Genomic DNA, 12,264 nt, shown 5'->3' on the forward strand with positions numbered 1-12,264 from the left:
AAGGAACACTCAACGTGGCTGATCAAGCATTCATCTACGAGGCGATCCGTACGCCCCGTGGCAAGCAGCGCGGCGGTTCGCTGCACAGCATCAAGCCGGTCGATCTGGTCTCCGGCCTGATCGACGAGGTCCTGTCCCGCCACGGCGGTCTCGACCCCGCCGACGTCAACGACGTCATCCTCGGTGTGGTGTCGCCGGTGGGTGAGCAGGGTGCGGTCATCTCCCGCACCGCTGCCCTCAACAGCGGTCTGCCCGAGAGCGTCCCCGGCACCCAGGTCAACCGCTTCTGCGCCTCCGGCCTCGAGGCCACCAACCTCGCCGCCGCCAAGGTCGCGTCCGGCTTCGACGACCTGGTCCTTGCCGGTGGCGTCGAGTCGATGTCGCGCGTGCCGATGGGCAGCGACGGCGGTGCACTGTTCACCGACCCGGCCACCGCGTACGACAACTACATCGTCCCGCAGGGCATCGGTGCAGACCTGATCGCCACCATCGAGGGCTTCAGCCGCGAGGACGTCGACGCCTTCGCCGCCGAGTCGCAGGCACGTGCCGAGAAGGCCTGGACCTCCGGCTATTTCGCGAAGTCCGTCGTCCCCGTCAGGGACATCAACGGCGTCATCGTCCTGGACCAGGACGAGCACCGTCGCCCCGGCAGCACCGTCGAGTCGCTCGGCAAGCTCAAGGCAGCCTTCCAGGCGCTGGCCGACATGGCAGGCTTCGACGACGTGGCTCTGCAGAAGTACCACTCGGTCGAGAAGATCAACCACGTGCACACCGGCGGCAACAGCTCCGGCATCGTCGACGGCTCCGGCCTGGTTCTGCTCGGCAGCGAAGAGGCCGGCAAGCGCAACGGCCTGACCCCGCGCGGCCGGGTCGTCAGCTTCGCCGAGATCGGCTCCGAGCCGACCATCATGCTGACCGGCCCGACCCCGGCCACTGAGCTGGCGCTGAAGAAGGCCGGACTGACCGTCGACGACATCGACGTGTTCGAGCTGAACGAGGCGTTCGCCTCGGTCGTCATGAAGTGGATGAAGGATCTGAAGATCCCGCACGAGAAGGTCAACGTCAACGGTGGCGCGATCGCCATGGGTCACCCGCTCGGCGCGACCGGCGCGATGATCTTCGGCACCTGCCTCGACGAGCTCGAGCGCACCGGCGGCCGCTACGGCCTGGTCACCCTGTGCATCGGCGGCGGCATGGGCGTCGCGACCGTCATCGAGCGTCTCTGACCTTCCACTTCGCCGTCTCCGACCCTTCGTGACGCCTCGCTCGTTCCTCGCGGGGCTCCTCAGGGACCGGGGAGGCACGACAGAAAGAATCTTTCAAACACCATGAGTGACAACATGTTCAACTGGGAGAAGGACGCCGACGGGGTTGTCGTCCTGACCATGGACGACCCCAACCAGGGCGCCAACACCATGAACGAACTGTTCATGACCTCGCTGCCGACGATCGTCGATCGCCTGGAGGCGGAGAAGGACGACATCACCGGTGTCGTGCTCACCTCCGCGAAGAAGACCTTCTTCGCCGGTGGCGACCTCAAGGACATGACCGCCGAGCGGACCCAGTCCAAGGAGGAGATCGCGACCGCGATCACCGAGCGCACCAACAACATGAAGAAGGTGATGCGCCGGCTGGAGACCCTGGGCAAGCCGGTCGTCGCCGCCATCAACGGCGCCGCCCTCGGCGGAGGCCTCGAGATCGCCCTGCACACCCATCACCGCATCGCGGCCGACGTCAAGGGTGTCCAGATCGGGCTGCCCGAGGCGACTCTGGGTCTGCTTCCCGGCGGCGGTGGCGTGGTCCGTACCGTCCGCCTCCTCGGCATCCAGAACGCCCTGATGGGTGTGCTGCTGCAGGGTCAGCGCTTCAACCCGACCAAGGCCAAGGAGACCGGCCTGGTCGACGAGGTCGTCGGCTCGGTCGAGGAACTGCTGCCCGCCGCCAAGGCGTGGATCAAGGAGAACCCGGAAGCCGCGCAGCCCTGGGACAAGAAGGGTTACAAGATCCCGGGCGGCGCGCCGACCAACCCGGCCTTCGCCGCGAACCTGCCGGCCCTGCCTGCCCTGCTACGGAAGCAGATCAAGGGTGCGAACATGCCGGCTCCGCGGGCCATCCTGGCCGCCGCCGTCGAGGGTGCCTACGTCGACGTCGACACCGCTGACATCATCGAGACCCGCTACTTCGTCTCGCTGGTGACCGGACAGGTCGCGCAGAACATGATCAAGGCGTTCTTCTTCGACCTGCAGCACATCAACAACGGTGGTTCCCGTCCCGAGGGGTACCCGAAGTACCAGGCCAAGAAGGTCGGTGTCATCGGCGCGGGCATGATGGGCGCGGCGATCGCGTATGTGTCGGCCAAGGCCGGCATCGAGGTGGTCCTCAAGGACATCGACCTCGACGCCGCCAAGCGGGGCAAGGGCTACTCGGAGAAGCTCGAGGAGAAGGCCCTCGCCAAGGGCAAGACCACGCAGGAGAAGAGCGATGCTCTGCTCGCGCGGATCACGCCGACCGTCGACGCCGCCGACTTCAAGGGTGTCGACCTCGTCATCGAGGCCGCCTTCGAGTCGGTCGAGGTGAAGCACAAGGTCTTCCAGGAGATCGAGGACGTCGTGGAGCCGAACGCCATCCTGGGTTCGAACACCTCGACGCTGCCGATCACCGGCCTCGCGCAGGGCGTGAAGCGTCAAGAGGACTTCATCGGTATCCACTTCTTCTCGCCGGTCGACAAGATGCCGCTGGTCGAGATCATCCGTGGTGAGAAGACCTCGGATGAGGTGCTGGCGAAGGTCGTCGACTACACCCTGCAGATCCGCAAGACGCCGATCGTCGTCAACGACAGCCGCGGCTTCTTCACCAGCCGGGTCATCGGCACCTTCATCAACGAGGCCATCGCGGCTGTCGGCGAGGGTGTGGAGCCGGCGTTCATCGAGCATGCAGGCACCCAGGCCGGCTACCCGGCTGCACCGCTGCAGCTCTCGGATGAGCTGAATCTCGTCCTGATGCAGAAGATCCGCAAGGAGACCGAAGCCGCGGCCAAGACCGAGGGCAAGGAGATCCCTTCGCACGGTTCGTATGCCGTCATCGACTCGCTGGTCGAAGGCGGACGTCCCGGAAAGAAGGACGGGGCGGGCTTCTACGACTACGACGAGAACGGCAAGCGGGCCGGGATCTGGCCAGGTCTGCGCGATGAGTTCAAGTCGGGCAGCACCGAGATCCCGTTCGAGGACATGCAGGAGCGCATGCTCTTCGCCGAGGCCCTCGAGACCGTCAAGTGCTTCGACGAAGGCGTGCTCACCTCGGTCGAGGACGCGAACATCGGCTCGATCTTCGGCATCGGGTTCCCCGCATGGACCGGTGGTGTCATCCAGTACATCAACCAGTACGAGGGTGGCCTGCAGGGCTTCGTCGATCGCGCCAAGGATCTCGCGTCCAAGTACGGCAAGCACTTCGAGCCGCCGCAGTCGCTCGTCGACAAGGCCGCCCGTGGTGAAAAGTTCTAGGGGTGAGAAGTTCTGAGCTGATCTTGAGCTGAGCTGAGCTGACAAGGGGCCCCGACCGGAATGGTCGGGGCCCCTTGTACTTCTGCTCACGATGTGCACAGAAGCGGAACGGGTAGGAGCGGGGTCAGCGCTGCAGGAACGCCCGCACCGCTGATTCGAAGGCCGCCTTGGCTTCGATCATCACCCAGTGGCCACAGTTCGGGAAGATGTGCAGCTCCGCGTTCGGGATCAGGCGCATCGGCACCATGGACATGTCGGGTGGGCTGACCCGGTCGTCGCGGCCCCATGTGAGCAGCGTCGGACAGGCGACCTTGTGCATCATCGACCAGTACGGCGGGGTGTCGGAGGCCGCCATGAACTGCTGCTGCATCTCGAAGGCGGCCGATCCGTACATCATCTGCGCGGTCTTCCGGGCGTCGGGGTGGATCGCGGCCTGCCAGCGCTCCTCGATGAGCTCGTCGGTGACCAGCGTGCGGTCGTAGACCATGGCTCGCAGCCAGCGCACCAGCTTGTCGCGGTCGGGGTCGTCGGTGAACTCCTGCAGTAGCCGCAAGCCCTCGCTGGGGCTGGAGCTGAAGACGTTCGGCCCGACGCCGCCGATCGTGACGAGCTTCTCCACGCGGTCGGGCTTCTTGATCGCGAGGTTGACGCCGACGACGCCGCCCATCGAGTTGCCGATCATGGGCGCCTTCTCGATGTCGAGGGCGTCCATGAACCGGATCACCGACGACCCGGCGGTGAGTACCGGGTGTCCCTCGACCGGGGCGCTCACGCCGAACCCGGGGAACTCGAGGACGTAGCAATGGTGGGTCTCGGCGAAGACGCCGAGGTTACCGCGGTAATTACGCCAGCCGGTGACGCCCGGGCCGGAGCCGTGGAGCAGGATCAGCGGCGGGGCGTCGGCGTCGCCGGCCTCGTGATAGCACAGGGTGCCCTGCTCGGTGGTCAGTTCGCGTCTCGTCGCGTCGTAGGTGACATCCACCTGACCAGATTAGAACGTGTTCTAGTTTGTTGTCACGGGGGCTTCGTGACGCGACGGGAACGAGGGCTCAGCCGCGGCCCAGTGCGTTCAGGTCTTCTTCGCCGAACTGGTCCTCGAGCGTCTCCGGCGAATAGTCGAGGTCGATCTCGGCGACCAACCTGCCGCGGGCGGATTCGATGGCGCTGAGTCGACGCTGTGCACGGTCGGCGGCGTAGGCGATGAACTCGTTGTTGTCGAGGCCGAACGGCTGCTCGTCGAACTGCTCGTTGACCCAGTTGATCATGCCCAGGGCCAGGGGCATGAGCTGTTCCATCCGCTCGGTGACGACCTGCCACATCGTGTCGTCGGCCGCCACGTGTCGGCGGCAGGTGAAGGTGCCCCAGGCCATGTGGCGGCGTTCGTCGTTGCCGATGAACCGGATCAGCTTCTGCATGCCGGGGAAGATGTCGTAGCGGGTGCAGACGGTCTGCCAGGCGTGATAACCGGTCAGCGCCAGGCTGCCCTCGATGACGTGGTTGTAGGTGACGCTGGCGCGTACCTGGTTGCGCGGTGACGGATCGTGGTCGAGGGCGTGCAGGGAGGCGGGCAGCTCCTCGTAGAACAGCTGGCGGTAGTACGGGTTGTCCGCGACGAAGGCCTGGAGGTCGCTGGTGAGTCCGACCGAGTCCATCCACATCCGGAACACCTGCGTGTGCTTGGCCTCCTCGAAGCAGAACTGCGTCAGGTACATCTCGTCGCCGAACCGCCCCTCGGCGGCCATCGCGTTCATGAAGGGTTGGATGTCCTGGGTGACGGCCTCCTCCCCGGCGATGAATTGACTCACCAGATAGGTGGTGCTCCGGCGCTGCTCGTCGCTGATCTCGTTCCAGTCCTGGCCGTCGCGGCCGAAGTCGATGGCAGCCGGATCCCAAAAGCGCGCATTGCCTTTGATGAAGAGCCGCAACGGAAACGAGTCCCAGTTGAGACCTCCGGAGCGGAGGGACGCGAAGTCTTCACGTCCCTGGGCTTTGTGTTCGGCGAGAGTCATCGAGATCACCTGCTGACGATCATGGGGGGCGATGAATTGCACGCTAGTCCGTGGTCGGACGAGACATCTTGGATTCACCGAACTCTCAGGATCGCGATGTGGTTTCGGCAGTGGGTGTCGCGATGGCCGAGTTGTCCGTTTCGTTGCTCGTGGAGCCTGAAACGCTCAGCGGGACAACGAACTCGGCCACCACACGCGTTTGCCCATGTCGAGCGCGAGGGCGGGCACCAGGAGGGTGCGCACGATCAGCGTGTCGACCAGGACGCCGAAGGCGACCAGGAAGGCGACCTGCGCCAGGAACAGCGGGGGGTCACCCCGAGCGCCGCGAACGTCGCGGCGAGGACCACACCGGCCGACGTGATCACGCCGCCCGTGGCGGTGAGGCCGCGGATCATGCCCGACCGGGTGCCGTGCACCTTCGCTTCCTCGCGGACGCGGATCATGAAGAAGATGTTGTAGTCGATGCCGAGCGCAACGAGGAACACGAAGGCGAACAGTGGTACGACCGGATCAGCGCCGGCGAAGTCGAACGGACCGTCGAACAGCAGGGCCGCGACGCCGAGGGTGGTGCCGAACGAGAGCACCGTCGTCGCCAACAGGATCAGCGGTGCGACGCTGCTGCGCAGCAACATGAGGACTGCTAGAACGACCAGCAGCACGATCGGGATGATCAGGTTGCGATCGTGGATGGCGGTGGTCCGGGTGTCGAGGTCGATGGCCGTGGTGCCGCCGACCAGCGCGTTCGCGCCCTCGATCGGGTGCACCGCGTCGCGGATGCGACCACGGTGTCCTGCGCGGCCCGCGAGTCGGCGTTGTCGGTGAGGGTGGCCTGGACCGCGACCTCGCCGTCGACGACGACGGGGTGCCCGGACTGTTCGACCAGCGCGGCGTCGGCGATCCCGTCGACCCCGCGGACGGCGGTGAGCACCGCATCACCCTGCGACCGGTCGGAGATGATCCAGGTCGGTGACCCGCTGCCGTCGGCGAAGTGGACGGGATGGGTGGCGAGAACTGATCGGCGAAACCCTCGGTCCCCGCCAGCCGGTCGACTCGGTGAGGAAGGCGGTATCGGCAGGTGTCAGGCCCGACCGACGTTCGGCGATGATGAGGCCCGGCACGCTGTCGGTGTCCGAGAATCCGCCGAGCATGTCGTTGACCTCGGTCGATTCGGCCGATGCCGGCAGAAGCGCGCTGTGGTCGTTGGTGAGGAAGGCGGGGAGGAACCAGCGCACACGGGGCGTCGATGCCAGGGAGTCATCGTGACATGAGCGTATGGTCAGTCGCCCGCTCGGAGGGTGTCCGGAATGTCGGGGTCGGAATCGGCATCGTCGCGACGGGATTTCTCATTTCATATGCACACGTGTGCATATCAGGCGACGATGTGAGTCAGATCTCCGTTGCCGACAACAGAAAGGTGCACAGGGATGAAAACCAAGGGGGCAATCCTCCGGAACCCGGGCGCGAAGTGGCAGATCGAGGAGTTCGAGCTCGGTGACCCGGTGGCCGGCGAGGTACAGGTGAAGCTGGTCAGCTCGGGGCTGTGCCATTCCGATCACCATCTGCGCACCGGCGACAGTCCGGCGCCGATGCCGGTGCTCGGCGGCCACGAGGGCGCCGGCGTCGTCACCAAGGCCGGCGCGGGCGTCACCCGATTGAAGGAGGGCGACCACGTCGTCACCGCCTTCATCCCCGCATGCGGCGTCTGCGAACCGTGTTCGCGCGGCGACCAGAACTTCTGCGACGAGGGCGCCCGCCTGCTCACCGGGCTGTCCATCTCCGACGACACCAACCGGGCGCACACCAGCAGTGGTGAGGCGTTGACCCAGATGTGCATGCTGGGCACGTTCGCGCCCTACATCACGGTGAACCAGGCGTCGCTGGTGAAGATCGAGGAGGACATCCCGCTGCAGCAGGCCGCACTCCTCGGATGCGGTGTCGCCACGGGCTGGGGTTCTGCGGTGGAGATCGGCGGCACCCATGCCGGCGACGTCGTGGTGGTCGTCGGTATCGGTGGTGTCGGCATCAACTCGGTGCAGGGCGCCGCTGCGGCCGGGGCACGCATTGTCGTCGCGATCGATCCGGTGCCGTTCAAACTGCAGATGGCCGAGAAACTCGGTGCGACGCACACCTTCTCGTCGATGGAGGAGGCGCTGCCGGTCCTCGGCGAGATCAGCTGGGGCAAGATGGCCAACACGACGATCCTCACCGTCGGCGAGATCGACGGCTCCATGCTGGCGCCGGCGCTGGCGCTTACCGGCAAGGGTGGTCAGGTCGTCGTGACCGGCATGGGCAACTTCGCCTCGATGGACGCGCAGATCAACCTGTTCGAGCTGACGCTGCTGCAGAAGCGCGTGCAGGGAGCCATCTTCGGTGGGGCGAGCCCACGGACGCAGGTGCCGACTCTGCTCAACGAGTACCGCGCCGGCAAACTCAACCTCAGCGACCTGGTCACCCAGACCTACCGGCTGGACCAGATCAACGAGGCCTACGACGACATGTTGGAGGGCAACAACATTCGCGGCATGATCGTGTACGGGGACGACGACTATTGAGGGCGACGACTACGGGGGTGATGGACCCTTCGTGACGCTCGCAGGTCCGCTCCTGACGGGAGCGGTCCTGCGGTGTGTCAGCGGCGGGCTCGGGCGGTGACGAGGATGTTGAGGAATCGCAGCCCGAGTCCGAGCAGCACGAGGGTGCTCGCCATCTGGATCGACACGATGACGCGCGCCGGTTGGGAGGACGCCGAGATGTCACCGAAACCCGTTGTGGTGAAAACGGTCAGGCAGAAATAGAGCGCGTCGATCCGCGTCAGACGCTCGTTGAAGTTGTCGTGCCCGTACTCGGAGAGAAGGAAATAGGTCGCCGCGAAGGCCACGATGTAGAACGCGGCCAACGCGACGAGCATCTCGACCGCTGTGGCGACCGGATACGGCGAATGAACGAAATGCCGGATCTCCCAGACGACGAACGCCAGCAACAACAGCGAGCCGACGATCAGGCCCGCGAGATTGGCGCTGCTCGCCTTGTCGATGGGCAGCAGGAAGTAACCGGCCAGCAGGATGACGGCGGCGAAGATCGGCCGCACGATTGCTTCGGCCACCTGCCGTCTCCCGACACGTGGCGGCAGATGTCTGCCCGGCGGATTCTCGCCGCCCCCGTCCTCGTGCGCCATCTCGGCACTACCAGATCCGCACCCGCTCGGAGGGGTCGAGATAGAGGTCGTCGCCGACGGTGACGTCGAACGCATCGTAGAACGCGTCGATGTTGCGGACGACGCCGTTGCAGCGGAACTCGGGCGGGGAGTGTGGATCGATCGACAGCCGACGGATCGCCTCGGCGTCGCGGGTCTTGGTCCGCCAGATCTGCGCCCAGCTGAAGAAGACGCGTTGCACACCGGTCAGGCCGTCGATGACCGGCGCTGCGCCCTCGGTACGTGAAAGCTCGTAGGCAACCAACGCGATCGACAGGCCACCGAGGTCGCCGATGTTCTCACCGATGGTGAAGTCGCCGTTGACCTTGTACTCGTCGTCGAGGCCGTTCGGGGTGAACTGGCTGTACTGATCGATGAGTTTGCTTGTGCGCGCGGAGAACTCGGTGCGGTCGTCGTCGGTCCACCAGTCGACGAGGTTCCCGTCGCCGTCGTACTTGGCGCCCTGGTCGTCGAATCCGTGTCCGATCTCATGGCCGATCACCGCGCCGATACCACCGTAGTTGGCGGCGTCGTCGGCGTCCGGGTCGAAGAACGGCGGCTGCAGGATGGCGGCCGGGAAAACGATCTCGTTCATGCCCGGGTTGTAGTAGGCGTTGACCGTCTGCGGCGTCATGAACCATTCGTCGTGGTCGACCGCCTTGCCGATCTTCGCGAACTCCCGATCCTGTTCGAACGAGGACGCGCGTGCGACATTGCCGATGAGGTCGCCGCGATCGACCGTCAGGGTTCCGTAGTCACGCCACGTGACCGGATACCCGATCTTCGGGGTGAACTTTCCGAGCTTCGTCAGCGCCCGCTCGCGCGTCGACGGGGTCATCCAGTCGAGGTCGGAGATGTTGCGGCGGTAGGCGGCGACGAGGTTGTCGATGAGCTCGTCCATCCGGGCCTTGGCCTCGGGCGGGAAGTGTTTCTCCACGTAGAGTTTTCCGACGGCGAAGCCGACCGCATCCTCGACGAAGCCGACACCGCGCTTCCAGCGGTCCCGGATCGCCTCGGTCCCGGAGAGGGTGCGTCCGTAGAAATCGAAGTTCTCGCCGACGAAGTCCGCGGACAGGTACGGCGCCGCCGAATGCAGCAGCCGCCACGTCAGCCAGGCCTTCCAGTCGTCGAGCGAGCGGGATGCGATGAGTTCGGCGGCACCGGTGACGAAGGACGGCTGCGCGACCACCACCTCGGCGAACGTGGCGTCGCCGGTGGTGCCGAGCCCGCCGAACCACCGGTCGAGATCGAAGGCCCCCGCCGCACTGCCGAAGTCGGCCAGCGAGGTGAGGTTGTAGGTCAGCTCGGCATCGCGTCGGCGGACGACGTCCCAGTGGTGGGCGGCCAGCGCGGTCTCCAGGTCGAGGACGACCCCGGCACGTGCGTCAGCGTCGTCGATGCCGGCGAGGGAGAACACCCGTGCGACATGGGAGCGGTAGGCCGCCCGCGTCTCGGCGTGCTTGTCCTCCCGGTAGTACGACTCGTCAGGGAGGCCCAGGCCGGACTGCACGACGTGCACGAGGTAGCGGTCGGACTGCTTGGCGTCGGTGTCGACGTAGAAGCCGAAGAGCCCGCCGACCCCATGGCGCTGCAGGCGGCCGATACGGGCGCTCAGTTCGCCGACGGTGCTGATCGCGGCGATCTTCTCGAGTTCGCCGGTGATCGGTCCGATGCCGAGGGCGTCGATGTGATCGGTGTCCATGAACGAGGCGTACAGGTCGCCGATCTTCTGCGCATCGGACCCGCTGGCGGGGTCCGAGTCCGCACAGGTGGTGATGATGTCGCGCACATTCTCCTCGGCGCGGTCCCGGAGTACGTGGAACGCGCCGTCGAGGGGACGGTCATCGGGGATCACGTGGCTCTGCAGCCACGTGCCGTTCACGTGGGCGAACAGGTCGTCCTGGACGCGGACGCCGTCGTCGACCCAGCTGAGATCGATCCCGGAAACGTTCGAGGTGTCAGTCTGCGAAGCGGTCACCCGTCCATCCTGGCACTCCCATCCCTATTCGTCAGCCGGCTCTGCTGTGGGCGCAATCCCATTACCGTGGATGCATGGGCGAGTCAGCGGACACCACTTCCTACGACGTGATCGTGATCGGTGGTGGTCCGGTCGGGGAGAACGCGGCGGACTACGCGATCCGCGGCAGCGACCGGACGGCCGTCGTCGTCGAGCACGAACTCGTCGGCGGCGAATGCTCGTACTGGGCGTGTATGCCGAGCAAGGGGCTTCTCGGACCGGGAACTGCGCTCGCGCGGGCCGCCGGCCTGGGCGGTGCTCGCGAGCGCATCACCGACACCGGGCCCGACCGGGACGCGACGATGGGCTGGAGGGATTCGATCACGCACTCGCGGGACGACAGCTCGCAGGTCGAGTGGGCCCGGGGCGCGGGGATCGACGTGGTCCGCGGACACGGGGTAATCGCGGGCGAGCGGGAGGTCGCCGTCGGCGAGCGGAAGTTGCGGGCGAGGCAGGCCGTCGTCGTCGCGACCGGGAGCGTGGCGTCGATCCCGCCGATACCCGGTCTGCGTGACGCCCGACCGTGGACGTCGCGGGATGCCACCAACCTGGTCGAGGTCCCGGAGCGGATGGTGGTCCTCGGCGGCGGGGTGGTCGCCTGCGAGGCCGCCACCTGGCTGCTCGACCTCGGGGTCCGCGAACTGACCATCGTCCTACGCGGAAAGACATTGTTGCCCAAGACCGAATCGTTCGTCGGGGAGCGGGTGGCCGAGGCGCTGGCCGAGCGTGGTGCCGACATCCGCTTCGAGACCGAGATCGCGGCGGTGGAGCGGCCCGACGTCACCGACAGCGGATACGGGCGAATCCACGGCGGACCGGCCAGGGTGACGCTGAGCGCTGGGGCGGGCACCTCGGACTCGTCGGTCCTCGAGGTCGACGAGATCCTCGTCGCCGCCGGGCGGGCGCCCGGCACGCGGGATCTCGGACTCGACGCGATAGGCGTCGACGACAAGGGACCCTTGCACGTCGACGACCACATGACGGTGCCGGGCCATCCGTGGCTGTACGCCGTCGGCGACGTCAACGGGCGAGTCGCGTTGACCCACATGGGCAAGTACCAGGCTCGTGTCGCGGGGGACGTGATCGCCGCACGCGCCGAGGGCCGCTCGATCGACGGCTCGCGGTACACCGCATCCGCCGACCGGGACGCGATCCCGCAGGTCGTGTTCACCCGGCCGGAGATGGCGTCGGTCGGCCGGACCGAATCGCAGGCTCGCGACGACGGCATCGATGTCGTTGTCGCGGAACAGGATATCGCGGTCGCCGGATCGTACCTGGTGGATCCCGAGCACTCCGGCCGGGCGAAACTGGTCATCGATCGTGAACGCGACGTCCTCGTCGGCGCGACGTTCATCGGGACCGACACCGCCGAACTCGTCCACTCCGCAACCGTGGCCATCGTCGGCGAGGTGACGCTCGAACGGCTGTGGCACGCGGTCCCGTCGTATCCGACGGTCAGCGAGATCTGGTTGAGGTTGCTGGACTCGGTGCGCTGAACTGTTCAGCAGCTCTCCTCTCGGTCGCGTTTGTCACGTTCGCGTTCCT

Annotated in this window: 9 protein-coding genes and 1 pseudogene; 4 read left to right on the top strand and 6 right to left on the bottom strand. The window is 66.3% G+C overall.

Going from position 1 to position 12,264, the window contains the following annotated elements:
* Positions 1-14: 14 nt before the first annotated feature.
* Together QSJ19_RS12515 and QSJ19_RS12520 are read left to right on the top strand one after the other, a co-directional pair.
* Positions 15-1,226, top strand: coding sequence for an acetyl-CoA C-acetyltransferase (locus tag QSJ19_RS12515; protein ID WP_286320797.1), 1,212 nt, complete (start codon positions 15-17; stop codon positions 1,224-1,226).
* Between the two features lie 102 nt (positions 1,227-1,328).
* Positions 1,329-3,500, top strand: coding sequence for a 3-hydroxyacyl-CoA dehydrogenase NAD-binding domain-containing protein (locus QSJ19_RS12520; protein ID WP_286320799.1), 2,172 nt, complete (start codon positions 1,329-1,331; stop codon positions 3,498-3,500).
* 124 nt (positions 3,501-3,624) lie between these two features.
* Here QSJ19_RS12520 and QSJ19_RS12525 read toward each other — a convergent pair whose 3' ends face one another.
* The 4 genes and pseudogenes from QSJ19_RS12525 to QSJ19_RS12540 form a co-directional block, all read right to left on the bottom strand.
* Complete coding sequence (locus tag QSJ19_RS12525) at positions 3,625-4,482, bottom strand: alpha/beta fold hydrolase (protein WP_286320801.1); 858 nt, start codon at positions 4,480-4,482, stop codon at positions 3,625-3,627.
* 67 nt (positions 4,483-4,549) lie between these two features.
* Positions 4,550-5,509, bottom strand: a complete 960-nt coding sequence (locus QSJ19_RS12530; protein ID WP_286320804.1) for a R2-like ligand-binding oxidase — start codon at positions 5,507-5,509, stop codon at positions 4,550-4,552.
* A 165-nt stretch (positions 5,510-5,674) separates the two neighbouring features.
* Positions 5,675-6,500, bottom strand: a pseudogene (locus QSJ19_RS12535) (MMPL family transporter); the annotation flags it as partial.
* On the bottom strand, positions 6,442-6,741 hold the full coding sequence (locus QSJ19_RS12540) for a hypothetical protein (RefSeq protein WP_286320807.1): 300 nt from the start codon (positions 6,739-6,741) through the stop codon (positions 6,442-6,444). The gene QSJ19_RS12540 and the pseudogene QSJ19_RS12535, both read right to left, overlap by 59 nt.
* A 192-nt stretch (positions 6,742-6,933) precedes the next feature.
* Between QSJ19_RS12540 and QSJ19_RS12545 the strand changes: the two genes are divergently transcribed.
* A complete protein-coding gene (locus tag QSJ19_RS12545; RefSeq protein ID WP_286320809.1) occupies positions 6,934-8,061 on the top strand; it encodes an NDMA-dependent alcohol dehydrogenase in 1,128 nt (375 codons plus the stop codon).
* A 77-nt stretch (positions 8,062-8,138) separates the two neighbouring features.
* Here the strand turns inward: QSJ19_RS12545 and QSJ19_RS12550 are convergent, their stop codons facing one another.
* Together QSJ19_RS12550 and QSJ19_RS12555 are read right to left on the bottom strand one after the other, a co-directional pair.
* Positions 8,139-8,684, bottom strand: a complete 546-nt coding sequence (locus QSJ19_RS12550) for a potassium channel family protein (RefSeq protein WP_286320811.1) — start codon at positions 8,682-8,684, stop codon at positions 8,139-8,141.
* 7 nt (positions 8,685-8,691) lie between these two features.
* Positions 8,692-10,680 carry a M13 family metallopeptidase gene (locus tag QSJ19_RS12555; protein ID WP_286320813.1) on the bottom strand — a complete coding sequence of 663 codons (1,989 nt, stop codon included), beginning with the start codon at positions 10,678-10,680 and terminating at the stop codon, positions 8,692-8,694.
* 74 nt (positions 10,681-10,754) lie between these two features.
* On the opposite strand from QSJ19_RS12555, the gene QSJ19_RS12560 reads away from it, so the two are divergent.
* A complete protein-coding gene (locus tag QSJ19_RS12560) occupies positions 10,755-12,215 on the top strand; it encodes a dihydrolipoyl dehydrogenase family protein (RefSeq protein ID WP_286320814.1) in 1,461 nt (486 codons plus the stop codon).
* Positions 12,216-12,264 lie beyond the last annotated feature (49 nt).

Origin of the sequence: Gordonia sp. ABSL11-1, from assembly GCF_030315685.1 — a bacterium.
Taxonomy (GTDB): Bacteria; Actinomycetota; Actinomycetes; order Mycobacteriales; family Mycobacteriaceae; genus Gordonia.